This window comes from Qipengyuania flava, from assembly GCF_011762005.1.
GTDB classification, from domain to species: domain Bacteria; phylum Pseudomonadota; class Alphaproteobacteria; order Sphingomonadales; family Sphingomonadaceae; genus Qipengyuania; species Qipengyuania flava.
In genome coordinates, this window is record NZ_JAASQU010000001.1 from 957,360 (window position 1) to 980,618 (window position 23,259).

Consider the following 23,259-nt stretch of genomic DNA (forward strand, 5'->3'; position numbering starts at 1 on the left):
ACGGGGCCACCGCGACGCAAATCAGCGGCTGCGCCGCAGGACCTTGCCGGTGCGGGCATCGACATCGACATACATGACCCGGCCATCCTTGATGAACTTCAGGCGGTAGGCCATCGCGGCCGAGTCATAGGCGGGACCAAGATAGTCGGCCCCGCGCATGGTCGGCAGGATCCGCGCCTCGATATCGCGCAACTCCATGATGTTCCCGGCATTCATCTCGCGTCGCGCCTCGCCCTGTTCGGAGCGACGCTGCTGCGCAAAAGCGGGTTCGGCAGCAATCGGCCCGGCGATGAGACCGAAGGCAAGAAGGGATGCGAAAATGCGCGACATGATGCCTGTGTGCCTAGCCCGAGGGCATTGAACAAGGGGTGAATGCCTGCCGACCCGCCAAGACGAGTTCAGCGCGTCATCTCGAATTTGACCGTAAGCGAGACCTGCGTCCCGACCAGTCCGGGTTCGACCGGGGTCGGCGCGGCTGAGGCCTCGGCCATCATGCGGCCATCCGCTTTGGCATAGGGGACGGGTCCGCCGCGGACGACGGATTCATTCACCTCGAGCAGGCGCACACCGGTATATCCCGACCATTGCGCATATTCCTGTGCCCGTTCGCGTGCGCTGTCGAAGGCGGCGCGACGGGCCTGGGCGCGAGGCCCCTCGTCGTTCTCCAGCGAGAAACTCGGGCCATTGATATCGGTCGCACCCGCGGCGACAAGCGCATCGAGCACTTCGCCGGCGCGTTCGACCTCGCGCAGCGTCGCGCTCACGCGGTTCGATGCCTGATAGCCGCGGAAAACCTGACGCCGGGTCGATTGGTCGTAATCATACTGCGCGTTGAGGTTGATGCCGGTTGTCTGGATATCGTCCTCGTCGATACCCAGCGCTTTGATACGATCGATCACCGCCGTCATCTCGCGCGCATTGAGCCGCATGGCCTCGACCGCCGTGTCCGCCTGGCTGGTCACCCCCGCGCCGATTTTGACGATGTCGGGCTTGGCATCGACAGTTTCGGAAACCGACAGCTCGACCACCGGCCCCTGTGCCTGCACCTGTACTTCTGCGGCGTGGGCGCTGGCGGCGATACCGGTGGCGGCGAGAGCGGGAATTGCAAAACGGATCATGGGCTTGCTCCTCATTGGTCGGACGGACTATCTGCTTTGCAGCTTTACGGCTTGCTGAACGCAAGGGTTCCCGCAAACCCCGGTATCGCCCGGGTGGAATCCGGTGGCCGAGCGAAGGGGGAACCGATGAAAGCCTTGAAGATCGCACTGGCGGCACTCGCCGCCCTCGCCACGCAACCACTGGCAGCGCAGATGGAACGGGTGCCTGATCGCCCGGCGGGCGAAGGCGAAGGCCCCTTCGGCAAGCTGATAATCCGCGGGGCGACCGTTATCGAAGGTAGCGGCGCTCCGCCCGCCGGCCCGATCGACATCGTGATCGAAGACAACCGTATCGCGGCGCTTTATCCGGGTGGTGCACCAGCGGGCGAACTCGAAACCGCTCAGCGCGTGGTCGATGCGAATGGCATGTACGCGCTCCCCGGTTTCGTCGATGTGCATGGTCACAATGGCGACGCTGCGAAAGCGCCCAACCCGTCCTATGGTTACAAGCTTTGGCTGGCGCATGGCGTAACCACGGTGCGCGGGGTGAGTTTCTATTTCGGGGCGGGCACACCCGATATCGCGGACGCGCGCCGCAGCGCGGCCAACACGATCACCGCGCCGCGACTGATTCCCTATGCGGTGTTCGGCGACAAATGGGCTGGCGGTGGGCCCGACACCCCGGCCAAGGCGCGCGAATGGGTGCGCTGGGCGAAAGCGCAGGGCTATTGGGGCGTGAAGTTCTTCAACGGCTCCTCGCCCGAGGTTTTCGCGGCCGCCTTCGACGAAGCCGAGAAGTTGCAGATGGGCACGGTGGCGCATCTCGCGCAGACCGGCGTCGCCGAAGTGAACGCGCGCAAGGCGGTGGAACTCGGCCTGGACGACGTCACCCATTTCTACGGCCATTTCGAAAGCCTGCTGAAGGACGGGCTGCCTTACTATCCGGAAGACTACAATTATTTCGACGAGCAGTCGCGCTTCGGCTGGGTCGCACGGCTCGCCCCGCAGGCGGTCGAACCGGGCGAGGCCAAATGGGACGAATATGTCGACCTGCTGGTGGATGAAGGCGTAACACTAAGCCCCACTTTCAACATCTATTCCGCCAGCCGCGATGTGATGCGCGCGCGCACCTTCGATTGGCACGAACGTTACACCCTGCCCTCGCTGATGAATTTCTACGCTCCCAGCGCGACCAATCATGGCAGCTATTACAAGGACTGGACCAGCGAAGACGAGGTCGCCTGGCGCGGGTTCTACGCCAAATGGTTCGACTTGGTGAAAGACTTCCACGATCGCGGCGGTCGTGTGACGGCGGGTTCGGATCCGGGCTATATCTACCAGACGTGGGGTTTCGCCTATATCGGCGAGCTCGAGATGTTGCGCGAAGCGGGTCTTTCCCCGCTCGCCGTGATCCGTGCGGCCACACTGGACGGTGCGCGTTCGCTCTACGAACCGATGGACAAGGAGCCGCCGATGGGCAGGATCGCCGTGGGCCAACTGGCCGACCTCGTGATCGTGCCCGAGAATCCGCTGGCCAATCTCAAGGTGCTCTACGGCACCGGGCACACGCGGCTCAACCGCGAAACCGGTGCGATCGAGCAGGTCGGCGGCGTACGCTGGACCGTCAAGGACGGTATCCTCTTCGATGCGCCGGCGCTGCTTGCCGACGTCGCACGCATGGTCGAGGAGCAGCGCGCTACGCGCTGACGGCTTGCGGCGGGGGCCAAGCGCGCCTACCTCGCGCGGCCTATGGCACAGCCTCCCATCCTCAGCCTCGAAGGCATGGCCCTGCAGCAGGGCGGCAAATGGCTGTTCGGCGGACCCGATCACGACCCGCTGGACCTGCATATCGGTCCGCGCGACCGCATCGCGCTGATCGGCCGCAACGGCGTTGGCAAGACCACGCTGTTCCGCATGATCGACGGGCGCGTCGAAACCGATGCCGGGCAGCGCAAGACCAAGCCCGCGCTACGAGTGGTGTTGCTCGAACAGGATCCTGATCTCACCGGCCATGCAACGCTGATGGATTGGGCACTGGCGGGCGAGCACGCCCCGCAGGAGCACGAGGTCGAAGCGATCGCCGGGCAGCTCGGCATCGAGATGTCGCGCGAGACCAAGGGCGCAAGCGGGGGCGAGAAGCGCCGCGCAGCGATCGCACGCGCGCTGGCGCAGGACCCCGACCTGCTGCTGATGGACGAGCCGACCAACCATCTCGACCTCGGCGCGATCGACTGGCTTGAGGGCTGGCTCGAGCGTTATCGCGGCGCCTTCGTCGTGATCAGCCACGACCGGACGTTCCTCAAGCGCCTGACGCGTTCGACGCTGTGGCTCGATCGCGGCAATCTGCGACGCAAGGAAGTCGGCTTCGGCGGCTACGAGGCGTGGGAAGAGCAGGTCTACGCCGAGGAAGCACGCGCGGCGGAGAAGCTCGACGCCAAGCTCAAGCTGGAAGCGCACTGGCTCGAACGCGGCGTGACCGCGCGGCGCAAGCGCAATCAGGGCCGGCTCGAGAAGTTGTGGCAGATGCGCGCGCAACGCGCCTCGATGATATCGGCTGGCGGCACGGCGAAGCTCAAGCTGGCAACCGAAGAGGACTTCAAGTCGAAGTCGGTCATCACCGCGGACAACATCAGCAAGTCCTATGGCGATCGCACAATCATCAAGCCGTTCAGCCTGCGCATCCAGCGCGGTGACCGGATCGGCATCGTCGGTGCGAATGGCGCGGGCAAGACCACGCTGCTCAAGATGCTGACGGGCGAACTCGAACCCGACAGCGGCAGCGTCGAGATCGCCAAGACGCTGACAGGGGTGATGATCGACCAGCAGCGCCAGCTGCTTACCGCCGACAAGACCGTGCGACAGGTGCTGGCCGAAGGCGGCGACTGGATCGACGTGCGCGGCAATCGCAAGCATGTCCAGGCCTACCTCAAGGACTTCCTGTTCGACCCGAAGATCGTCGATATGCGCGTCGGCGTGCTGTCGGGCGGCGAACGCAGCCGACTGCTGCTGGCGCGCGAATTCGCCAAGGCGTCGAACCTGCTGGTGCTCGACGAGCCGACCAACGACCTCGACCTCGAGACGCTTGACCTGCTGCAGGAGGTCATCGCCGATTACGAAGGCACCGTGCTGATCGTGAGCCATGATCGCGACTTTCTCGATCGGACGGTGACGATCACGCTGGGCCTCGACGGCAGCGGCAGGATCGACGTGGTCGCGGGCGGCTATGAGGACTGGGAACGCAAGCGCCGCGAGCCGGTCGCGGGCAAGGCGAAGGCTGCCAAGCCGGCGGACAAGCCCGCCCCGCCCCCACCGCCGGCCCCCAAGTCGACCAAGCTCTCCTACAAGGACCAGCGCGACTACGAGCTGCTGCCTGCGCGGATCGAGGAACTCGAGGCGGCCATTGCCAAGGGCGAGGCCATCCTGTCCGATCCGGAACTCTACACCGCCGATCCGCAGCGTTTCGCTAATATCTCCAAGGGGATCGAGAACGCGCGGACCGAGAAGGACGCGGCCGAGGAGCGATGGCTGGAACTGGCCGAACAGATCGAGGCGTGAGCCCCGAAGAGGAGCTGCGCGCCGCGATCGCCGCTTGTCGCACCTGTGCCGGGCACCTGCCTCACGGCGTGCGTCCCGTGGCCAGCTTTTCGGCAACCGCGCGGTTGCTTATCATCGGCCAGGCGCCCGGATCGAAGGTCCATGAAAGCGGCATCCCGTGGGACGACGCCAGCGGCGACCGGCTGCGTGAATGGACCGGTCTGACCAAGGCGCAAATGTACGACCCGGCGCGCGTGGCGCTGGTCCCGATGGGGTTCTGCTATCCCGGCAAGGCGAGCGGCGGCGACAAGCCCCCGCGCCGCGAATGCGCTCCGCAATGGCACGCCCGCGTGCTCGACGTACTGCCTGACGACCGGTTGACGCTGCTGGTCGGCACCTATGCCCAGGCACACTACCTGCCGCAGACCCGCAAGCTCTCGATGACCGAACGCGTGCGCGCTTTTCGCGACCACCTGCCGCACGCGATCCCGCTGCCGCACCCGGCCTGGCGCTCGACGCTGTGGATGCGGCAGAACCCGTGGTTCGAGGCCGAAGTGCTACCGGTCCTGCGCGAGGCGATCGCGCGGCATATTTAGGAAACGCCGAGGCCCGATCCCGTGACATGGACCGGGTGTTACACGGTGCAATGCGAAATCCGAGCGACACCGGCACCTTTCAGCCTATCCGGTAGAAATCGGCGACCCGGTCGAGCGCGAGGCCGAGCACCAGCTTACCGCTGCGGGCGGGCCAAGCGAGCGCCTTTTCCGCCGTCGCGAGGCTTTCCCCTGCACAGGCCGCGCGCCACAGGATATCCGACAGTCCCCTGCCCACCTGCGCCATCGCGCCATCGAAACGCTCCCGCGCCGCGATCTGCCGCTCGCCCGGCATCAGGCAATCCGCCCCGCCTCCGCCATCCACCCGCACCGGATCCCAGCGCATGGTCACGGACGGTGCCAGCTCAGCGCGTTCATAATCGGCGCGCAGCCTTTCGCCCGCGTCGAATTGGCGATCGCTCAAATGGCCGCGCGCATGCAACCAGCCGAGCGGACTTTCGCCGAGGTTGACCGTGACGCTGCGCGCGCCGGCTTTGGGGGCTCCCCGGCGCCGCGGCCCGGCAGGTGTCAATTCGCGTTCGACAAACTTGCGGTCCATGGGTGCTCCTCTTGCCCGATCGACGTTCCCCTTGCGCAATCTCGGTTCATGTAGGAAAGAGAGAAAACCAAATCGGTTATCCATGGGGGCAAGCCGTGATCAACCGCATCCGCGACATCCGTCGCCAGAAGGGCCTTACACTGGCCGACCTCGCCGCTGCCTGCGTCCCACCCACTACGCCGCAGACGGTCGGCAGGCTCGAAACCGGGATGCGTAATCTCTCGCTCAAATGGATGGAGCGGATCGCCGCCGCGCTCGAAGTCGATCTCGAGATGCTTGTCCGCAGCGAGGCGGCCGAACAGCCGCAGATCGTTGCGCGGCTCGCGCGCGAGGGTGCCGAGGCGCCGCCCGAGACGAGCGATGCCATCCTGCCCACCCAGCTCGGCGGCGAACGGCCCCTTATCGTGCTCGCAATCGACTACCCGCATGGCGAATACCGCCCGGGCGACCAATTGTGGCTGCGCCAGATCGATCCGGCGGACGGGGCCCGCGCGATCAACCGCGATGTGCTGGTTCCGCGCAAGGGCGGTCGCTTCGCCTTCGGACGGCTGATCGATCGCCAGGGAACGCTTGTCGGCCTGTTGCCGCCTGGCCATGGCGAGAAACAACAGGTGATCGAGAACCCCGCCTGGATCGGCGTGGCGGAAATGCTGGTGCGTCGGCTGTGACTGTGACCAAGACCAAGCGCGTCCTTTCGCTATCGACGCTGTTTCCCAATGCCGCGCATCCGCGCTTCGGCATATTCGTCGCCAAGTCGCTCGAAGCGCTGCAGCAGGAAACGCATTGGGATGTGACTCTGGTCAACCCGATCGGACTGCCGCCGATCACCTTCGGGCGCTATCGCGCGCTTGCCCGCGCCGCGCAGGACGGGCGCGAGTTCGGCTTTCCGGTTCACCGCCCCGTCTTCCGCTTGCTTCCCAAGATCGGCGGCCGGCTCAACCCGCGCCTTATCGCGCGTTCGGTCCTCCCGCTGGTGCGGCAGCTGCATGCCGAAAACCCGTTCGACCTCGTGGACGCGCAATTCTTCTATCCCGATGGGCCCGCGGCAATGGCCATCGCCAGCGATCTCGACCTGCCCTTGTCGGTGAAGGCGCGCGGCGCGGATATCCATTTTTGGGGCGCACGCGGATATGGCTGCCAGGCCTTGCAGCGCACCGCTTCCACGGCTGCAGGCGTGCTCGCCGTATGCGAAGCGCTGGCCGACGACATGGCGACACTGGGCATCGCGCGCGAAGCGATCACGATCCATTACACAGGGCTCGACCGGGACCTGTTTCGCCCGCTCGACCATGCGGGGCTCCGGACGCGGCTGGCGGCAACTTTCGACCTACCGCTGCGCGAGGACGAGACCCTGCTCGCCAGCGTCGGTGCGCTGATCGAACGCAAGGGCCAGGGACTGGTCATCCAGGCGCTGGCCGATCTGCCGCAAGCGCGGCTGCTGTTGGTCGGCAAGGGGGAAGACGAGGCAAGCCTGCGCGCGTTGGCGAGAGAGGTGGGCGTGGCCGATCGCGTGCATTTCCTGGGCAGTCTCGAACCCGCCATGCTGCCCCCTATCCTCAGCGCGGCGGACGCCATGGTGCTGCCTTCCGCCAGCGAAGGCCTTGCCAATGCGTGGATCGAAGCGCTCGCCTGCGGCACCCCGCTGGTCATCACCGATGCCGGAGGCGCGCGCGAAGTGGTGACTGCGCCCGAGGTAGGCGTCATCGTGGCGCGCAATTGCCGCGCCGTGCGCGACGGCATCAGGCTTGTGACCGAGAACCCGCGCACGCCGCAAGCCGTAGCGGCGACAGTCGACGATTTCAGCTGGGAAACCAACGGCAGGAGGCTGGCCGCCTATTACGACAGCCTCCTGCGCTGATCAGGTCAGACGAGCCCGCGGGCTTTCTTTTCCTGTTCGTCCGCAGCGCTTTCGCGCGGGACGAAACTGTCGCTGGTAACGCCGAGCCAGACGAGAATCGGTGCGGCCGAATAGACTGAGCTGTAGGTCCCCACGAACAGACCCAGCGTGATCGCAGCGACCATGCCGAACAGGCTGGCGGGGCCGAACAGCAGCAAGGGCAGCAGCGCCACGAGCAGCGTCAACGAAGTCATCACGGTGCGCGCCAGCGTCTCGTTGACCGAGAGGTCGAGCAAGGCAGGAACTTCCATCTTGCGGTACTTCTTCAGGTTCTCGCGGATACGGTCGTAGATGACGATCGTATCGTTGAGCGAATAGCCGATGATCGCGAGGATAGCCGCGATGATCTGGAGGCTGAACTCGAGCTGGAACAGCGCGAACATCCCCAGCGTCAGGCTGACGTCGTGAAACAGCGCGAACAGCGCGCCTACGCCGAACTGCCATTCGAACCGGACCCAGATATACAGCGCGATCGCGCCCATTGCGGCCAGCAGCGCGTAGAGCGCGGTCTGACGGAACTCGCCCGAGACCTTGCCCGAAACATTGTCGTTTCCGTCGAGCCGGAAGTCGTCATATTCGGCCTGCAGCGTCTCGACGATGTCGTTGGCCGCCGCCTGCGCGGCTTCCTTGTCGGCCGAGACCTCGTCGGGCAGGCGCACGCGGATCGAAACCTGGTTGTCCTCGCCGAAGCGCTGAACCACCGGGTCGCCATAGCCGAGCGTTGCGACCTGATCGCGCAGATCGCCCACGGGAGCTTCCGCTGTCTGCGTGAAGGTCGCGCGAACTTCGAGACCGCCGGCGAAATCGACGCCGTAGTTGAGCCCCTTGGTGAAGACCAGCGCCCAGCTCGCCGCGATCAGCAGCACGCTGATCGCGAAGAAGGGCACGCGCCACTTGAGGAAGGCGATATTGGTGTCGTCAGGGACGAGTTTGAGCAGTTTCATCTTTCCCGCCTCCTTACAGCACGATGTCTTTGGGCTTGGACTTGCGCAGCCAGCCGGCGACCCACATCCGGGTCAGCGTGACCGCAGTGAAGACGCTGGTGAACAGCCCGATGATCAGCACCACCGCGAAGCCGCGGATCGGACCCGAGCCGAACAGGAACAGCAGCACGCCGGCAATGAAGTTGGTGATGTTGGCGTCGTAGATCGCGCGGCTGGCTTCGTTATAGCCGTTCTCCACTGCAGCGATCACGCGGCGCCCACGCTTGCGTTCCTCGCGGATACGCTCGTTGATCAGCACGTTGGCGTCGACCGCTGCGCCGATCGTCAGCACGAAGCCCGCAATACCCGGCAGTGTCAGCGTCGTGCTGAGCGCTGCCATGATGCCGAGCAGCATTGCAACGTTGATGACCAGTGCGACCGTCGCATAAACGCCGAACCGCCCATAGCTGGCGATCATCAGGAAAATGACCAGCAGCGAGCCGACGCCCATGGCAAGCATGCCGCGCTTGATCGAGTCCGCGCCGAGATCGGGACCGACAGTGCGTTCCTCGATCACCGCGAGATCGACGGGCAGCGCACCCGAACGCAGCGAAATGGCCAGCTGGTTCGCGGTCTCGACCGAAAAACCACCCGAAATCTGCGCGGTCCCGCCGCGGATCGGTTCGTTGATATTGGGTGCGGACAGCACGGTGTCGTCGAGGATGATAGCAAAGGGCTTGCCGACATTCTCGGTTGTCAGCTTGGCGAAGCGACGCCCGCCGTCGCTATCGAACTGGATGTTGACCACCGGCTCGTTGGTTTGCGGATCGAAGCTCTGCTGCGCGCCGGTCAGATTGTCGCCACGGATTCCGCCGAGGCGGCGGACCGCGACCGAGGTGCCGGCGAAATCGGAGGTGTCGGCATAGGCGAAGATTTCGGATCCCGGCGGCGCGAGGCCCTGCTGCACGTCGCTCGGCAGCGCGCTCTGGTCGACCAGCTTGAATTCGAGCTTGGCGGTCTGGCCCAGCAATGCCTTGAGCTGGTCGGGGTCCTGCAGTCCCGGAACCTGCACCACGATGCGCGTCTCGCCCTGGCGGATGATGGTCGGCTCGCGCGTACCCAGCTCGTCGATACGCTTGCGCACGACTTCGGTGGCGCTTTCCATCGCATCGCTGACAGCCTGATCGATGCCTTCCGCAGTGGGCGTGAGGATCATGCGATTGCCGTCCTCGACCGCGAGATCCCACTCGCGCACGAGCCCGGTGCCATTGATCGAGGGCAGCAGCAGTTCGCGCGCCCGGTCGATCTGGGACGGATCGTCGAGCACGAAGCTCAGCCGCCCGTCGCGCGTCGAGACGTCCCCGATGCGGATCCGCGGTTCGGCGCTGCGCATGGTGTTGCGCACGTTCTCTTCCATGTTCTCGAGCCGCTGCGCTGCAACCTGCCCGGCATCCGCTTCGAGCAGGATATGGCTGCCCCCGGCAAGGTCGAGGCCGAGATTGACCATCGGCTGCGGGAGCACGTCGGGCCAGCGGATCGAAGTCGCCGAAAGCAGCGAAGGCAGCGCAGCGAGCACGCACAGCGCGGTTACCAGCCAGAGCCAGACCTTACGCCAGGTGGGGAAATCGAGCATGGAAATATGCGTCCCGTCTTAGTCGTTGGCAGCGGGCTTGTCGCGCGACGACAGCACTTCGCCGATCGTGTTGCGCACCGCCTTCACGGTCATGCCCTTGGCCAGTTCGACATGTACGAAATGGTCTTCGACCTTGGTGATCTTGCCGACCAGTCCGCCCGCGGTGACGACCTCGTCGCCCTTGTTCAGCCCGGCCACACGCTCACGATGCTGCTTCTGCTGGCGCATCTGCGGGCGCAGGATGAGGAACCACAGGATCAGCAGCATGCCCAGCGGGAGGACCCAGCCGGTCCAGGCGGGCGGCTCGGCGGCGGCGCTACCGGCGGCGGCGAGAAGATCGATCATCGATGGAATACCTGTCGGAAATTGGCGTTGTGACGAACCCGCAGGTGGAGTGCGCTCGCGGCCTGTTCAAGCCGCAGCGACGCTCCGTCCCGCGAAAGTGCGGCGCGGTTAGCAGCATTGCGATGCGGGGGCAACGAAATGCCTGCGAACTGTGCTTGCCATGCCCGAATCCCCGCCCTATAGGGCCGCCTCCACTGGTTTCGGGATGTAGCGCAGCCTGGTAGCGCACCATACTGGGGGTGTGGGGGTCGCTGGTTCGAATCCAGTCATCCCGACCAGTGGACTTACCCTTTCATCGTCGATTGGCCCCGGCCGTTCTCGCTTGACGCGGGGGCTTCTTTGCATCTGCACATTTTTTTGCGGCGGCCGCGGATTAAACCGCGCCGGGTAATCGTTTCTCCTCCGACCAGCCGGCGCGTGCCGGCCCAGGCATGACGGAGACACACCGATGAAAACCACCGCCATCCTCCCGCTGCTCGCTCTCGGCCTCGTCGCGGGTGCCGCGCAGGCCGCGATCCCCGCGCTCTACGAAGAGCAGATCGCGCGCGCCGAAGAGGAACTGATACTCAAGACCCCGATCGCCGGGATCGAGAACAATCTCTGGTTCGACTATCGCATCGACGTCACCGAAGCGCAGAAGGAGCTCACCAGCGATCTTCGCCGCGCGAGCGATATCGAGGACCGCCGCGACGCCTGGTCCGAATATGCGCACGAGCTGCGCCACGAGCGCGAGGACTATATCCACGACATGGCCGAACGCGGCTATCGCCAGGGCACCGTCTATCTGGTCGATTGATCGCGCAGCCACAGGCGACCGTGCCCGTCCCACCCCCCGGACGGTCGCCCGACTCGAAGGACCGGTGCCACGCGCGCCGGTCCTTTTTGCTTGGACGAGTGATTTTTCGCGAGGAGCTGCCGGCCTGCGCGACCACCGCGCGCTATTGCCACCCGGCCGTGCGGGCAGCCGCTTCGGCCTCCGCATCGAGCGCCGGCCCATCCGCCATGCTCTGCGCCTGCGCCATGATCGCGCCGGCATCGGCGCCCGCCATGCGATAATCGCTGGCGCTTTCCGCTTCGCCCGCGCCCAGCGCCTCGAGCTTCCACCCCTGCGCATCGCGGCAGGCGATCCCGCTGCCCGAGGCCGCGTTGAACGCGCGGCAATAGTCGCCCTCGCTGTTCCGGAAGCTGAGCAGGATGCGCGTGTCCGCCCCGGCAGGCTGTTCGGCCACCAATTGCGTATCGAGCGCGCCCGCGAGCTGCGCGTCGGCATAACCTTCGGGCGTGCCGCTGCGCGGCAGGAAAATGGCGAGCGCCAGCGACGCGGCCAGTGCCGGGCCCGCGACCCAGCCCCAATGCGGCGAACGCCGCCGTGCCTCGCGTTTCTCGCGCGCGGCAGCGATATCCGTCACCGGTGCGGTTTCACGGGTCAGCATTGCCGAGAGGTGTTCGGGCACGGCTTGCTCGGCGATGGGAGCGAAATGCCTGGCCAGCCGGTCTTTCAGCGCCCGATGCGCGGCCAGTTGCTGCGCCAGCTCGGGGTCGCGCTCGACCGCTTGCTCGACCTGCAGCGCTCGTTGGGGAGCCAGTTCGCCATCGGCATAGGCGGCGATATCTTCGCGCGTGACGGTCATGCTTTTTCTCCGAGCAGTGTGAGCAGTGCGTCGCGCCCTCGCACCAGCCGCGAATTGAGCGTTCCGACGGGACAACCGACGATCTCGGCCGCCTCGCGGTAGCCGTAGCCTTCGACCATCACCAGCAGCACCGCCTCGCGTTGGTCGGCAGGCAATTGCTGCATCGCGCGGTCGACCAGCGAAAGCTCGACCACGGCTTCCTGCGCGCCATCGCCGCCGACCGACAGCCCGGCTTCCTCGGCCACGAAAGTTTCGCGGCGACGCGTCGTCGCCCTTCCCTCGTCAATCCACAGATTGCGCATGATCCGATACATCCAACTGTCGAGCCGCGTACCCTCGCGCCACTTGTCGCGATTGGCGAGCGCGCGCTCGAGACTCATCTGGCAGAGATCATCACCGTCCGCCGGATTGCCGCACAGCCCCACTGCGAAACGGCGCAGCCGGGGCAACAAGGCCAGCAAGTCCTGCTCGAACGATGGGTTTAGCGTCATCTGCCTTCCGTGGATTAAACGGACGAGACCGCCCGTTTCATCCATGCTTAATGCGAAATACGACACGGAAGGCAACCGATGGCCCGATTTTCCCTCCCTCTCCTGTTGCTGGCCGCGCTCGGCGCACCGCTTGCGGCGCAGGTCGCGCTGCCGGGCGTTGCAGTACCGCGCGTGGGCAGCGTGCTGGGCGAAGTGGGCGATCTGACCGGTCAGACGCTCGATCGCACCGCGCGGCAGGCGCGCGACCTGGCCCGTAGCCGGCTCCAGCGGATCGATCGGCTGGTGCGAAGCAACCGGTCGGGCATAGAGCGCGACGCGCGCGGCGAACCCGCGCGGCGCGGTGAATTGCTGCTGATCGATGCCGGCGCGGACGCGCTGCGCACCGCGCGCGGTGCGGGCTACCGGATCCTCGAGACGGTGGAACTGGCCGAACTCGGCTTCAGCGTCACGCGCCTGCAGGTGCCAGCCGGGCGCGATCTCGACGAAGCCGAAGAGCATCTTTCCGCGCTCATCCCCGAGGCCACCTTCGCGCCGGATAATCTGCATTTCCCCGCGGGCGAGACACCCGCGCTGGCCATCACCAGTGCCGTATCCCGCAGCGCGCCCGGCGGGGTCGCGGTGGGCATGATCGACGGGGCGCCGGGCAAGACGGTGGCGATCACCGGCATGCGCGGCTTTGCGGCAGGCGCTCCCTATCCCAGCAATCATGGCAGCGCGGTCGCTTCGCTGCTGGCCTCCGAGCACGGCGGCCCGATCCGCGTTGCGGACGTCTATGGCACCGATAAGGCAGGCGGCAACGCGCTGGCGATCGCCCGCGGCCTCGGCTGGCTGGTCGGCGAAGGCAGCCGCGTTGTGACGATCAGCCTGGTGGGACCGAAAAACCCCGTGCTCGAACGCGCGATCGCCGCCGCGCGGCGTCGCGGCGTGGTCGTGGTCGCGGCGGTGGGCAACGATGGCCCCGCTGCCCCGCCCGCCTATCCAGCAAGCTATGACGGAGTGGTCGCGGTCACCGCAGTGGATGGGAAGCGTCGGGCGCTCATCGAGGCGGGCCGCGCATTGCATCTCGACTATGCCGCACCGGGGGCAGACATTCGCGCGATCAATGCGAAAGACAAACGCATCCGCGTGCGCGGCACCTCTTTCGCCACACCGCTGGTGGCCGCACGGCTGGCCAAAGCACTGCAGAAAGGCGGCGACTGGCGCGAGGCAATCGACCGCGAGGCCGTGGATCTCGGCCGCAAGGGCGTCGATCCCGTGTTCGGCCGCGGGCTCGTATGCGGCGATTGCCGGGGGCACTGAAAAAAATCGCATGTGCATGGATTAGGTCGCGGGACCGATCCGTTTTCCTTTCCGAAGCAGGCACGCACTCCTCCGCCTGTATTGGAAAGGACATCATCATGAAAAAGCATCTTCTTGGCGCCGCCGCGCTCACTGCAATCGCCCTCGCTCCCGCGGCGCAGGCGCAGCTGCTCTCCGGCTCCGGGCTAGGCCAGGTCACCGGCAGCGTCGGATCGGTGACGCACGGCACGACCGGCACGCTGCGCTCGACCACTCGCGGCACATTGCGCGGGGAAACGCGCACCCGCGGCAGCGAGAATGTCGATCGCCGCTCGGGCGAAGTCTCGCTGGAGCGCTCGCTCGATACGGGCATGACCGCCACGGCAGACCAGCTCCTGACCACGCCACATGGCGAAGCAAGCGAGTCGGCGTCGGGCAATGCCGCCGCTTCGGGCTCGGGCAGCGCCAATGCGCAGCTCGTCGGGACCGACACGGTGAGCGATCTCGCGGGTCGCGGCATTGCGCGCGCGCAGGGAAGCGTCGCACAGGTGCGCCAGTTGGGAACGCATGCGGTCCAGCGCGCGGGTTCGACTGCCAATACTGCCAGGAATTCTGCGGGTGCACTCACCGCCACCGGCAGCGGCGCTGCAAGCGGTAACGGCTCTGCGGCCCTCCCGCACGGAATGCTGGCGGCTGCAGGCAGTGGCGCCGCTGCGGGCGAAGGCGCGGTCGCTATCGCCCCCGGTATGCCGGTGATGAACCCGCAGGGTGTGGCCGTGGGCAAGGTTCGTCAGCTGGTAAGCGATTCGCGCGGCCGGGTCGAACAGGTCGTGGTCGAATCGAAGGGTCGCGCCTTCGCACTCCCCGCCAATCATTTCGCGGCGAACGGCACCGCGCTGGTGATGGGCGAAGGCACGCTGTCGGGCGGCCAGACCGCGCCTGACGAGGCGGCGACGGCCGAAGCTCCGACGGAACCCGCCGCAGAAGAAACACACCGCTAAAAGGCAAACCGAGCCATATTGCGGGGCGGTCGGGTCACAGATCTGGCCGCCCCGTGCTCGTTTGCAGATGCCAGCATTTTCCTACACGAACCAATTTGGTTATTCGCATTTGACGATAGAAACCGGAGAATGCCCGTGCCTTTGCTCGAAACCCTCATCGGCCCCCTCGCCTCGATCATCGACAAGGTGATCCCCGACAAGGACGCGCGCGCTAGGGCCAAGCTAGAACTGCTCGCACTCGAAGGTACGCAGGAATTGAAGCAGATCGAGGCACGCCTGTCCGCGATCGTCGCCGAAGCGCAGAGCGCCGACCCATGGACCAGCCGCGCGCGACCAAGTTTTCTTTATGTCATGTATGCGCTGATCCTGTTAAGCGTGCCGATGGGCGTGATCGCCGCCTTCGACCCCCTCGCCGCCCGCGCGATCGGCGAAGGCATGACCCGCTACCTCTCCGCCCTGCCCGAAGCGCTCTACGCGCTCTTCGGCACCGGCTACCTCGGCTACACCGCCGCGCGCCAGTGGGGTAAGGTCAAGGGCGTCGATCAGTAGTTGCGAAAATTGCTATTGGACGGATCCGTTCGTTGTCGGAACTAGGCTTCGCTGCCACAGCGGTGATATCTTGTGCTATATAGTTTGCATCACGCCAATTACTCTAACCAGCGCTCGATCAACCGGCGCTCTAGGCAAACGTTGATCGCACAACTTGCTGGCCGAAACGACTACGAGCTGAGCGCCAGAGTCTTTCAAGGCGCCTGAGACGTTTTGAAGTGCGGCCCCCACCAACCCCCAATCGAGTTGCTCGTCCGGTGCTTGGGAATAGCAAATCGAGAAAGCCTGCAAACCAGGTTCTGCCCAAGAATCGACTACGTACTTGATGAACTCAACTTGGTTGGAAGGCAATTTGCCATCCTCAGCAAAAGAAACATAGTAAGGGCCTGGTTTCGGATGCACGAGGCTCGGAGGCGGCGGACCCTGCAGCCATTGGGTGCCGCCCTGGGAGGCACCAGTGGCCATTGCGATCGAAGCTGCCGCAAGAAGACGAAGCATAGTCTGCATGATGCTAAGGTACCTGTTTGTTTTTCAGCCGCAATCGGGTCGTGAGCCGACCTTCCGCTTTGCCATATTGCGGCCAGCGGCTAACCCCTCCCCCATGACCGACACCGTCTTCGTCCTCAACGGCCCCAATCTCAACCTGCTCGGCACGCGCGAGCCGGATATCTACGGCTCCGATACGCTCGCCGATATCGAGGCGATGCTGGGCGAGAAGGCGCGCGAGCTCGGGCTGGCGATCGACTTTCGCCAGACCAATCACGAAGGCGTGCTGGTCGATTGGCTGCACGAGGCGCGCAGCGTAGGCGCGAAGGCCGTTCTACTCAACGCCGCGGCTTACACCCATACCTCCATCGCACTGCTCGATGCGATCAAGGGGATCGAGCTGCCCGTGATCGAGGTACATCTGTCCGATCCCACCACGCGCGAGGGATTCCGCCACCTGTCCTATGTCGGCATAGCCGCGGTGGACGAGGTAAAGGGCCTCGGGCCGCGCGGCTATGCCGTAGCGTTGGAGAAGGCCGCAGCGCTCTAAATCGCCGCCTCCCCCCTTGCCCTATCGGTCCGCGGGTAGCATAGGCGGCGCAAACAATACGCAAGGGGTTCCATGGCCGATCGTAAAGGCAGCGCCGGCAAGTCCGGCATGAATGTCGACACCGCACTCGTTCGCGAACTCGCCGAAATGCTCGGCGATACCGGACTGACCGAAATCGAGGTCGAGGATGGCGAGCGCAAGATCCGCGTTTCGCGTGGTGGTGGCGTGGCGATGGCTGCCGCGCCCGCCCCGGTGGCTGCGCCCGCACCTGCGGCGCCCGCCGCGGCCGCGCCCGTTCCCGAAAGTGCCGCTGCGCCCGAAGCCGATACCGCCGGTGCGATCAAGTCGCCCATGGTCGGCACGGTCTATCTCGCATCCGAGCCCGGCGCGGCGAATTTCGTCAAGGTCGGCGACAGCGTGACCGAAGGCCAGACGCTGCTGATCGTCGAGGCGATGAAGGTGATGAACCCGATTACCGCCGACAAGGCCGGTACGGTGAAGGCGATCCTCGTCGAGAACGCCCAGCCGGTCGAATTCGACCAGCCGCTCGTCGTCATCGGCTGAGGTCGGCCGTGAGTATTTCCCGCATCCTGATCGCCAATCGTGGCGAAATCGCGCTGCGCATCCATCGCGCCGCGCACGAGATGGGCATCGAGACCGTCGCGGTGCACTCCACCGCCGATGCCGATGCCATGCACGTGCGCCTCGCCGATCACGCGGTGTGCATCGGTCCGCCAAGCGCGACCGACAGCTATCTCAACATCGCCAACATCATCTCGGCGGCAGAAGTCAGCCATGCCGACGCGATCCACCCGGGATACGGCTTCCTCTCGGAAAACGCCAAGTTTGCCGAGATCGTCGAGGCGCATGACATCGCCTGGATCGGGCCCAAGCCCGAACACATCCGTACGATGGGCGACAAGGTCGAGGCGAAGAAGACCGCAGGCAAGCTCGGCCTGCCGCTGGTTCCCGGATCCGACGGCGCGGTTGCCACGGTCGAGGAAGCGCGCGCCATCGCGGCGGAAATCGGCTTCCCCGTGATCATCAAGGCCGCCAGCGGCGGCGGCGGACGCGGCATGAAGGTCTGCGAAAGCGAAGACCAGCTCGAAACGCTGATGAAACAGGCGGGCAGCGAAGCGAAGGCCGCTTTCGGCGACGCCACGGTCTATATCGAGAAATATCTCGGCGACCCGCGCCACATCGAATTCCAGGTGTTCGGCGACGGGCGCGGCAATGCCATCCATCTTGGCGAGCGTGACTGTTCGCTGCAGCGGCGCCACCAGAAGGTGCTCGAGGAAGCGCCCTCCCCCGTGCTGGGCGAGGAAGATCGCATGCGCATGGGCGAGGTTTGCGCGCAGGCCATGCGCGACATGGGCTATCGCGGCGCGGGCACGATCGAGTTCCTGTGGGAAAACGGCGAGTTCTACTTCATCGAGATGAACACGCGCCTGCAGGTTGAACACCCCGTGACCGAAGCGATCACCGGCGTCGATCTGGTGCGTGAACAGATCCGTATCGCCGCGGGCGAGGACCTCTCGGTCGCGCAGGACGAGATCGAGTTCAAGGGGCACGCAATCGAGTGCCGCATCAACGCCGAAGACCCGTGGACCTTCGCGCCATCGCCGGGCGAGGTGACCTATTACCATGCCGCCGGCGGCATGCATGTGCGCGTCGATAGCGGACTGTATCAGGGCTATCGCATCCCGCCCTATTACGACAGCATGATTGCCAAGCTGATCGTTTACGGTCGCACGCGTGAAGGCTGCATGATGCGGTTGAAGCGCGCGCTCGAGGAGATGGTGGTCGAAGGCGTGAAAACCTCGATCCCGCTGCACCAGGAATTGCTCCAGCAGGACGATGTGAAGAGCGGGAACTACTCGATCAAATGGCTCGAGGACTGGCTCAAGACGCGCGAGAGCTGACGCGCCCGCGGCTGTCCGCATTACAGGCGGCTTCCTTTCGCAGCCGCATGACAACAGTCTAATACCGGCCCGCCTTACCCGCACAACGGGGTAAGGCGGGCCGTCTCGTTTTATCCGAGCAACTGTTTCACGTTCCGATACTCGTTCGTACCGAACTGCTGGACATAGGCAGCCATCAGTGCCGCCACATCGGTCGGAGCGGTCTGCGTTGCAACACTTTCCCTGGGTGCGACAGCGTTCGCAGAACGGGAAGCTGCCACGCGGTCGGTGATCGACATGTCCGGCCCCGCGGGAATGACTGCAGCGGAGGATGCAACGGCTGCCGCCGAGACAGGTGACGTCTCCGCAGCTGCGTTTTCTGCGGCGGCGGAGCCGTTCGCGCCCTGCTGCGGGGCGGTGTAGGTCACCGGGTCTTCGGCGGGCGCCGAAGGCTGATAGGTGACGCCCGGCTCGCTGGATGCGGGCGATGGCGCAGACTGGGCGGGGGCAGGCGTGGGTTCCGCCGGCGGGGCAGCCGGCGCGGTTTGCAGCGGCGGCGTAATCGCTGTCAGTACCGAGTTGAGAAGAAAACTCATCGAAAATCCTTGGCTAGTGGGCGCGACCATGCCGCCACTAGGCCGAAGGATATTAAGTGATGGCCTCGGCAATAGGTGAATACCCTGATCCGGCCGGAACAGGTGAATCCACCTGTACGACTGGATGCGCGGCTCAGTGCGTAGCCTCCCCCGCGCCCAGATGCTGGCGCAGAAAGGCAAGCGTTTTCGGCCAATTGTCCTTGCGCGCCTCGTTATTCGCTAGCGCGCTGCCGCCCATGCTGGCCAGTTCCTCGAAATTCTCGTCGGTTTCTTCGCGGGGCGCACCGGCAACCGCATGGCCAGCCTCGGGATAGGCCAGCACCTCTACCGGCGGTCCGCCGCGCTCGCGACTACGTGCTTCGAGTTGGCGCGCCATCGGGCAGGACGGCCACAACTGATCCTGCTCTCCGCAGATGAGCAGGACCGGCCCTGCGACCTTCTCGACCGCGATCGTCGCATCCGCATGGCCATCGAGCCCGCCGAGGCTCTGTTCGTACATCCCCGCGATCGTCATGCCGGTGAACCATTCCCACCACTCCGGCATGTCATAGGGCAAATACGCCACCGGCGTCCCCGCGATGCTCCAGGACGAGCTGAACTGAGAGAAGTCCGTGGCGCTCCAGTCGAAGCCCTGCCAGACGACGTTGCTGGGCATGGAAGCGACCACCGCACGGATTTCAGGGCGCATGCTGGCGAACAGCAGTGCCCCCTCGGCGCCCTTCGAACCGCCGACAAGACCGATGCGATCGGTATCGATATCCTCGCGCGCTTGCAGGTAACGAAACGCAGCATCGAAGGTCTCCAATGGGACCATGTCGAAGGTTTTGGTTTCTTCGGACGTCCGGTAATAGCCGGGATATAGCACCGAATAGCCTTCGGCCTGCAGCAGCCGGGCCCGAGCATTTATGCCTTCCTGCAGCCCACCTTCGGATCCCCCCAAGAGAATGATAGCGGGATGCGGGCCTGCGCCCGGCGCAGGGAAGAAATTGGCCGGACGGTCGTTGAGTACCACGCGTTCGCCGCCCTCGCCCGGGTCGTCCACGGTGATCGGCATGTCCAGAGGGGCGAACAAGAAATAGCCTGCCCCGACGGCTGCCAGCACCACCAGGACGAGCCCGCCCAGGACCCACTTCAGTTTGCGACCCATCATTCCCCTCGCTGCGTCCGATCCCGACGCGTGCCCCTCAGTCGAAAGTAAAGCCCGCCGCTTCGGCCTCGGCGATCACTTCTTCACCCGTCTGGCGTGGATGATCGCCTGCAATGCGCGACCAATCGGCGCTTTCGTCGACGAAAATCTCTTTCTCGACAGTGTGCTTCGCGGCGGCATCGAACAGCCCCGCGGAAAAGCTGCGGTTGCCCGTAGGCAGGAACCGGTACCACAGATTGCTGCCGCATTTGGAGCAGAAGGCACGCTCGGCCCATTCGCTGGATTGGTAAGCAGTGACCGCTTCTTCGCCCGACACGCGCGGGTTCTCGCCGGTCTGCGCGCTGTAGAACGAGCCCGCCCAACGGCGGCACATGTCGCACTGGCAGATCTCGATATGCTGCGCAGGATTGTCGAGCGCGATCGTCACCGCGCCGCACAGGCAATGGCCCTCGATCCGCGCCTCGCCGCTCATAGCGGCACACCCGGCTCGAGCTTGCTGGTGCGGATCGTCAGCGATGTCTTCACGCTTTCGACATTGGGCGCCGGCGTCAGCTTGCTGGTCAGGAATTCCTGGAAACTCTGCAAATCCTTGCTGACGATCTTGATGATGAAGTCGATCTCGCCATTGAGCATGTGGACCTCGCGCACCTCGGCCAGATCGTGCATCGCGATTTCGAACTCGCGCAACGCGTCTTCCGCCTGGCTCTTGAGGCTGACCATGGCGAAGACGGTGATCGAGAAACCGAGTTGCGAGGGATCGAGCTCGGCGTGATAGCCCCGGATCACGCCCTCCTCCTCGAGCGAGCGAACCCGCCGGAGGCAGGGCGGCGCGGTCAGGCCGACGCGATGCGCCAGTTCCACATTGGTGATTCGTCCCTCGGACTGGAGCTCTGCCAGCAACCGCCGGTCGATTTCATCGAGATTGGCCATCCGTACTGCCTTTGCTACCCTTGCGTCACTGGCGGCGCATCGTGAAACTTCCACGAAATGTTAACAACGCGATGCAGCCGTCTTGCCTAACATTATTATCCTTGCCAGCAATTGTCCCGCTTTGCAACGCGCTGGCAACTTTCCGTTCAGCCTAACTCTTACAGCGGTAGAAACCTCGCTCTGCGATGGGCTAGGTCTCAGCGCCCCCAACCCCGCCGCCCGATCCCGCCGGAGAATTGATGCATTTCGACGACCGCCTTGCCACTGTGTTGCGCCACCGCGCCACGGGCGAACGTGCGGCGAAAACGCAGTTCCGGCAGTTGCTCGACCTGCTGGGCGAACGGCCGCAAGCGGGGGATCCGGCGCTCAAGGCCGCAGCCTATCTCCGGTTGATCGCGCTGGCCGAGGTCATTTCTGTCCCCGACCGCGCGGCGATCGTCGGCGAAAACGGCTGGCGTTTCCGCAATCCCGAACTCGTCCGCTGGTTTGGCGAAGCCCATCATTCGATCGCGGGAGCGGCACTATATCGCGCGCAGCTGACCGATGCCGAGTGGGCCGAGCTGATCCCGCGCCTGCCGATCCGCGCGCGCGGCTTCCTGCGCCATCGGCGCGACCTGCCTGCGGGCGCGCTGCGCGTGCTCGATCGACTGGGGGTGGCGGATCGCGCGCTGCCGATGCCAGCCGCTTCGCCCGGTGCCCCTTCCGAAGCTGATCCCGAAGCGCAGGCCGCGGCGACACCGTCGGTCGCGCCGGGCGAGCCCGAACCACTGGTCCTGCGCCCGGCCATGCTGCGCGATGACCCTGCGCCAAAGTCCGAGGACGCAAAAGCTCCGCCGTCGCCGCCCGACACCGAACCGGAGCCAGAGCCGGAGCCGACCCAGCTCAGTCCTGCTGCAACGCCCCCCGCGCCAAAGCCTACCCCTTCGGCCAGCCGCACGCCCACACCCGCCAGCACCGCGCAGCCCGATGGCATCCGCGCGCTCGTCGAACGCATCGAATCGTTCCGCAAGGCTCGAGTGCCCGCGTCGCAACCGGCCGAAGCGCCGACATTGCCGATGGCCGAGCTCGAACAGGCCCCGCCTCGCCGCACGCTCGATAATTTCGCATTCGGCACCAATTCGGAGGGCCGGATCGACTGGGCCGACCCGCAAGTCTCGCCCATGGTGGTGGGCATCGATCTTGCGCACAAACGCGAGAAAGCCACGCCCGAAGAGGACTTCGCCACCGCTTTCCTCAACCGCCAGCCCTTGCGCGCTCTGCCGATCCGCTTGCGCGGTGCCGAAGCGATCGAGGGTGACTGGATCGTCGATGCCGCACCGCGCTTTACCCGCGGCGAAGGCCGCTTCTACGGCTATGTCGGCCGCTTCCGCCGCGCGATTGCCGAAGTGGACACGCGCGCGCAGCGCGGAGCGGACCGGCTGCGCCAGTTGCTTCACGAACTGCGGACGCCCGTCAACGCGATGCAAGGCTATGCCGAGGTCATCCAGCAGCAGGTATTCGGCCCGACACCGCATGAATATCGTGCGCTGGCTGCTTCGATCGCGGGGGATTCCGCGCGGATCCTGGCGGGTTTCGACGAATTGGACAGGCTCGCGCGGCTCGAAACCGGCGCGCTCGACCTGGAGGCGGGAGAAAGCGACCTGTGCGCGATCGTACGCGCGCAGATCGGCCAGCTGCAGACCGTGCTGGGCCCGCGTGTCGCACGGTTCGAAGCGCGGATCGCCGACCGTCCCGCGCCGTTGCCGCTCGCGCCCAACGAAGCGGAAATGCTCGGCTGGCGCATTCTGGCGACGCTTGCCGGGGCGACGGGAGCAGGTGAAACGATCGGACTGGAACTGGCCCCGGACGGCGACCAGATCGTGCTCCGCGCGCAATTGCCGACCAAGCTCGCCGGTGCGGAGGACGTCTTCGCATCCGATGTGCGATCGGGCGGTAGCACGCTGAGTTCGGGCATTTTTGGCGCGGGCTTCTCGCTCCGCCTCGCCCGGGCGGAAGCGCGCGCGGCCGGGGGCGATCTTGTGCGCGAGGAGGAACGCCTCGTCCTCAGCCTACCGCTCTTGACCGCTTCCGGGTCGCTGCCTAGCCCTGCCGATGCGCCCGATCGCGCGGCCGGCTAGG

At 65.5% G+C, this 23,259-nt stretch carries 26 protein-coding genes and 1 tRNA gene; 14 read left to right on the forward strand and 13 right to left on the reverse strand.

Annotation, left to right across the window (positions count from 1 at the left end):
• Positions 1 to 21 precede the first annotated feature (21 nt).
• Together FHS69_RS04660 and FHS69_RS04665 are read right to left on the reverse strand one after the other, a co-directional pair.
• The gene (locus FHS69_RS04660) at positions 22 to 330 is read right to left on the reverse strand and encodes a PepSY domain-containing protein (RefSeq protein WP_067469704.1); all 309 of its coding nucleotides are present in this window, start codon (positions 328 to 330) and stop codon (positions 22 to 24) included.
• Positions 331 to 398: 68 nt separating this feature from the next.
• The gene (locus tag FHS69_RS04665) at positions 399 to 1,118 is read right to left on the reverse strand and encodes an SIMPL domain-containing protein (protein WP_166776713.1); all 720 of its coding nucleotides are present in this window, start codon (positions 1,116 to 1,118) and stop codon (positions 399 to 401) included.
• A 126-nt stretch (positions 1,119 to 1,244) separates the two neighbouring features.
• Here FHS69_RS04665 and FHS69_RS04670 point away from each other — a divergent pair, with 126 nt between their 5' ends.
• The 3 genes from FHS69_RS04670 to FHS69_RS04680 are packed head-to-tail and all read left to right on the forward strand — an operon-like array spanning position 1,245 to position 5,227.
• Positions 1,245 to 2,804 (forward strand): amidohydrolase family protein, encoded by a 1,560-nt coding sequence (locus tag FHS69_RS04670; protein ID WP_166776714.1) that lies wholly within the window; start codon positions 1,245 to 1,247, stop codon positions 2,802 to 2,804.
• Between the two features lie 42 nt (positions 2,805 to 2,846).
• On the forward strand, positions 2,847 to 4,652 hold the full coding sequence (locus FHS69_RS04675) for an ABC-F family ATP-binding cassette domain-containing protein (RefSeq protein ID WP_166776715.1): 1,806 nt from the start codon (positions 2,847 to 2,849) through the stop codon (positions 4,650 to 4,652).
• Positions 4,649 to 5,227, forward strand: coding sequence for a uracil-DNA glycosylase family protein (locus FHS69_RS04680; protein WP_425128215.1), 579 nt, complete (start codon positions 4,649 to 4,651; stop codon positions 5,225 to 5,227). Before FHS69_RS04675 ends, FHS69_RS04680 begins: the two co-directional genes overlap by 4 nt.
• A 79-nt stretch (positions 5,228 to 5,306) precedes the next feature.
• Here the strand turns inward: FHS69_RS04680 and FHS69_RS04685 are convergent, their stop codons facing one another.
• Entirely contained in the window at positions 5,307 to 5,783 is a 477-nt protein-coding gene (locus FHS69_RS04685; protein ID WP_166776717.1) for a DUF6456 domain-containing protein, read from the reverse strand.
• A gap of 95 nt (positions 5,784 to 5,878) precedes the next feature.
• Here FHS69_RS04685 and FHS69_RS04690 point away from each other — a divergent pair, with 95 nt between their 5' ends.
• Together FHS69_RS04690 and FHS69_RS04695 are read left to right on the forward strand one after the other, a co-directional pair.
• Entirely contained in the window at positions 5,879 to 6,451 is a 573-nt protein-coding gene (locus tag FHS69_RS04690) for a helix-turn-helix domain-containing protein (protein ID WP_166776718.1), read from the forward strand.
• A 2-nt stretch (positions 6,452 to 6,453) separates the two neighbouring features.
• Positions 6,454 to 7,641, forward strand: coding sequence for a glycosyltransferase (locus FHS69_RS04695; protein ID WP_341801676.1), 1,188 nt, complete (start codon positions 6,454 to 6,456; stop codon positions 7,639 to 7,641).
• A gap of 5 nt (positions 7,642 to 7,646) precedes the next feature.
• Here FHS69_RS04695 and secF read toward each other — a convergent pair whose 3' ends face one another.
• From secF to yajC, 3 genes are read right to left on the reverse strand one after another with little or no spacing between them, the layout of a single operon-like run.
• On the reverse strand, positions 7,647 to 8,624 hold the full coding sequence (gene secF, locus FHS69_RS04700; protein WP_166776720.1) for a protein translocase subunit SecF: 978 nt from the start codon (positions 8,622 to 8,624) through the stop codon (positions 7,647 to 7,649).
• A 13-nt stretch (positions 8,625 to 8,637) separates the two neighbouring features.
• On the reverse strand, positions 8,638 to 10,236 hold the full coding sequence (gene secD / locus FHS69_RS04705; protein ID WP_067506681.1) for a protein translocase subunit SecD: 1,599 nt from the start codon (positions 10,234 to 10,236) through the stop codon (positions 8,638 to 8,640).
• An 18-nt stretch (positions 10,237 to 10,254) separates the two neighbouring features.
• Positions 10,255 to 10,581 (reverse strand): preprotein translocase subunit YajC, encoded by a 327-nt coding sequence (yajC, locus tag FHS69_RS04710; protein ID WP_067469678.1) that lies wholly within the window; start codon positions 10,579 to 10,581, stop codon positions 10,255 to 10,257.
• Between the two features lie 201 nt (positions 10,582 to 10,782).
• Here yajC and FHS69_RS04715 point away from each other — a divergent pair.
• Both FHS69_RS04715 and FHS69_RS04720 read left to right on the forward strand, forming a co-directional pair.
• Positions 10,783 to 10,859: transfer RNA gene (locus tag FHS69_RS04715), tRNA-Pro, on the forward strand.
• 170 nt (positions 10,860 to 11,029) lie between these two features.
• Positions 11,030 to 11,377, forward strand: a complete 348-nt coding sequence (locus tag FHS69_RS04720) for a hypothetical protein (RefSeq protein ID WP_067469676.1) — start codon at positions 11,030 to 11,032, stop codon at positions 11,375 to 11,377.
• A gap of 142 nt (positions 11,378 to 11,519) precedes the next feature.
• Here the strand turns inward: FHS69_RS04720 and FHS69_RS04725 are convergent, their stop codons facing one another.
• Positions 11,520 to 12,212, reverse strand: coding sequence for an anti-sigma factor family protein (locus FHS69_RS04725; RefSeq protein WP_166776721.1), 693 nt, complete (start codon positions 12,210 to 12,212; stop codon positions 11,520 to 11,522).
• A complete protein-coding gene (locus tag FHS69_RS04730; protein ID WP_166776722.1) occupies positions 12,209 to 12,703 on the reverse strand; it encodes an RNA polymerase sigma factor in 495 nt (164 codons plus the stop codon). Before FHS69_RS04730 ends, FHS69_RS04725 begins: the two co-directional genes overlap by 4 nt.
• A gap of 78 nt (positions 12,704 to 12,781) precedes the next feature.
• Here FHS69_RS04730 and FHS69_RS04735 point away from each other — a divergent pair, with 78 nt between their 5' ends.
• From FHS69_RS04735 to FHS69_RS04745, 3 genes are all read left to right on the forward strand, one after another.
• Complete coding sequence (locus FHS69_RS04735) at positions 12,782 to 14,002, forward strand: S8 family serine peptidase (RefSeq protein WP_166776723.1); 1,221 nt, start codon at positions 12,782 to 12,784, stop codon at positions 14,000 to 14,002.
• A 98-nt stretch (positions 14,003 to 14,100) separates the two neighbouring features.
• Entirely contained in the window at positions 14,101 to 14,982 is an 882-nt protein-coding gene (locus FHS69_RS04740; RefSeq protein WP_208380077.1) for a hypothetical protein, read from the forward strand.
• Positions 14,983 to 15,117: 135 nt separating this feature from the next.
• Entirely contained in the window at positions 15,118 to 15,531 is a 414-nt protein-coding gene (locus FHS69_RS04745; RefSeq protein ID WP_166777064.1) for a 3TM-type holin, read from the forward strand.
• Positions 15,532 to 15,606: 75 nt separating this feature from the next.
• Here the strand turns inward: FHS69_RS04745 and FHS69_RS04750 are convergent, their stop codons facing one another.
• Positions 15,607 to 16,038, reverse strand: coding sequence for a hypothetical protein (locus tag FHS69_RS04750; protein WP_166776724.1), 432 nt, complete (start codon positions 16,036 to 16,038; stop codon positions 15,607 to 15,609).
• A 94-nt stretch (positions 16,039 to 16,132) separates the two neighbouring features.
• Between FHS69_RS04750 and FHS69_RS04755 the strand changes: the two genes are divergently transcribed.
• From FHS69_RS04755 to accC, 3 genes are all read left to right on the forward strand, one after another.
• The gene (locus FHS69_RS04755) at positions 16,133 to 16,567 is read left to right on the forward strand and encodes a type II 3-dehydroquinate dehydratase (RefSeq protein ID WP_166776725.1); all 435 of its coding nucleotides are present in this window, start codon (positions 16,133 to 16,135) and stop codon (positions 16,565 to 16,567) included.
• A 72-nt stretch (positions 16,568 to 16,639) separates the two neighbouring features.
• Positions 16,640 to 17,131, forward strand: a complete 492-nt coding sequence (accB, locus tag FHS69_RS04760) for an acetyl-CoA carboxylase biotin carboxyl carrier protein (protein ID WP_067469656.1) — start codon at positions 16,640 to 16,642, stop codon at positions 17,129 to 17,131.
• Positions 17,132 to 17,139: 8 nt separating this feature from the next.
• On the forward strand, positions 17,140 to 18,489 hold the full coding sequence (gene accC, locus FHS69_RS04765; RefSeq protein WP_067469653.1) for an acetyl-CoA carboxylase biotin carboxylase subunit: 1,350 nt from the start codon (positions 17,140 to 17,142) through the stop codon (positions 18,487 to 18,489).
• Positions 18,490 to 18,599: 110 nt separating this feature from the next.
• Here the strand turns inward: accC and FHS69_RS04770 are convergent, their stop codons facing one another.
• The 4 genes from FHS69_RS04770 to FHS69_RS04785 form a co-directional block, all read right to left on the reverse strand.
• Positions 18,600 to 19,064 carry a hypothetical protein gene (locus FHS69_RS04770; RefSeq protein ID WP_166776726.1) on the reverse strand — a complete coding sequence of 155 codons (465 nt, stop codon included), beginning with the start codon at positions 19,062 to 19,064 and terminating at the stop codon, positions 18,600 to 18,602.
• A gap of 133 nt (positions 19,065 to 19,197) precedes the next feature.
• Positions 19,198 to 20,211 carry an acyl-CoA thioester hydrolase/BAAT C-terminal domain-containing protein gene (locus FHS69_RS04775; RefSeq protein ID WP_166776727.1) on the reverse strand — a complete coding sequence of 338 codons (1,014 nt, stop codon included), beginning with the start codon at positions 20,209 to 20,211 and terminating at the stop codon, positions 19,198 to 19,200.
• A gap of 37 nt (positions 20,212 to 20,248) precedes the next feature.
• The gene (locus tag FHS69_RS04780; RefSeq protein ID WP_067673102.1) at positions 20,249 to 20,683 is read right to left on the reverse strand and encodes a GFA family protein; all 435 of its coding nucleotides are present in this window, start codon (positions 20,681 to 20,683) and stop codon (positions 20,249 to 20,251) included.
• Entirely contained in the window at positions 20,680 to 21,141 is a 462-nt protein-coding gene (locus FHS69_RS04785; protein WP_067469650.1) for an Lrp/AsnC family transcriptional regulator, read from the reverse strand. The genes FHS69_RS04780 and FHS69_RS04785 overlap by 4 nt, the downstream gene beginning before the upstream one ends.
• 239 nt (positions 21,142 to 21,380) lie before the next feature.
• On the opposite strand from FHS69_RS04785, the gene FHS69_RS04790 reads away from it, so the two are divergent.
• Complete coding sequence (locus FHS69_RS04790; protein ID WP_166776728.1) at positions 21,381 to 23,258, forward strand: sensor histidine kinase; 1,878 nt, start codon at positions 21,381 to 21,383, stop codon at positions 23,256 to 23,258.
• Position 23,259: the final 1 nt, after the last annotated feature.

Coding starts and splice junctions, on each gene's coding strand:
- yajC (WP_067469678.1), bottom strand. CDS start 10,581: ATGATCGATCTTCTCGCCGCCGCCGGTAGCGCCGCCGCCGAGCCGCCC.
- FHS69_RS04735 (WP_166776723.1), top strand. CDS start 12,782: ATGGCCCGATTTTCCCTCCCTCTCCTGTTGCTGGCCGCGCTCGGCGCA.
- FHS69_RS04755 (WP_166776725.1), top strand. CDS start 16,133: ATGACCGACACCGTCTTCGTCCTCAACGGCCCCAATCTCAACCTGCTC.
- secD (WP_067506681.1), bottom strand. CDS start 10,236: ATGCTCGATTTCCCCACCTGGCGTAAGGTCTGGCTCTGGCTGGTAACC.
- FHS69_RS04685 (WP_166776717.1), bottom strand. CDS start 5,783: ATGGACCGCAAGTTTGTCGAACGCGAATTGACACCTGCCGGGCCGCGG.
- FHS69_RS04675 (WP_166776715.1), top strand. CDS start 2,847: ATGGCACAGCCTCCCATCCTCAGCCTCGAAGGCATGGCCCTGCAGCAG.
- FHS69_RS04785 (WP_067469650.1), bottom strand. CDS start 21,141: ATGGCCAATCTCGATGAAATCGACCGGCGGTTGCTGGCAGAGCTCCAG.
- FHS69_RS04790 (WP_166776728.1), top strand. CDS start 21,381: ATGCATTTCGACGACCGCCTTGCCACTGTGTTGCGCCACCGCGCCACG.
- secF (WP_166776720.1), bottom strand. CDS start 8,624: ATGAAACTGCTCAAACTCGTCCCTGACGACACCAATATCGCCTTCCTC.
- FHS69_RS04775 (WP_166776727.1), bottom strand. CDS start 20,211: ATGGGTCGCAAACTGAAGTGGGTCCTGGGCGGGCTCGTCCTGGTGGTG.
- FHS69_RS04750 (WP_166776724.1), bottom strand. CDS start 16,038: ATGCAGACTATGCTTCGTCTTCTTGCGGCAGCTTCGATCGCAATGGCC.
- FHS69_RS04740 (WP_208380077.1), top strand. CDS start 14,101: ATGAAAAAGCATCTTCTTGGCGCCGCCGCGCTCACTGCAATCGCCCTC.
- FHS69_RS04730 (WP_166776722.1), bottom strand. CDS start 12,703: ATGACGCTAAACCCATCGTTCGAGCAGGACTTGCTGGCCTTGTTGCCC.
- FHS69_RS04780 (WP_067673102.1), bottom strand. CDS start 20,683: ATGAGCGGCGAGGCGCGGATCGAGGGCCATTGCCTGTGCGGCGCGGTG.
- FHS69_RS04720 (WP_067469676.1), top strand. CDS start 11,030: ATGAAAACCACCGCCATCCTCCCGCTGCTCGCTCTCGGCCTCGTCGCG.
- FHS69_RS04725 (WP_166776721.1), bottom strand. CDS start 12,212: ATGACCGTCACGCGCGAAGATATCGCCGCCTATGCCGATGGCGAACTG.
- accB (WP_067469656.1), top strand. CDS start 16,640: ATGGCCGATCGTAAAGGCAGCGCCGGCAAGTCCGGCATGAATGTCGAC.
- FHS69_RS04660 (WP_067469704.1), bottom strand. CDS start 330: ATGTCGCGCATTTTCGCATCCCTTCTTGCCTTCGGTCTCATCGCCGGG.
- FHS69_RS04670 (WP_166776714.1), top strand. CDS start 1,245: ATGAAAGCCTTGAAGATCGCACTGGCGGCACTCGCCGCCCTCGCCACG.
- FHS69_RS04770 (WP_166776726.1), bottom strand. CDS start 19,064: ATGAGTTTTCTTCTCAACTCGGTACTGACAGCGATTACGCCGCCGCTG.
- FHS69_RS04665 (WP_166776713.1), bottom strand. CDS start 1,118: ATGATCCGTTTTGCAATTCCCGCTCTCGCCGCCACCGGTATCGCCGCC.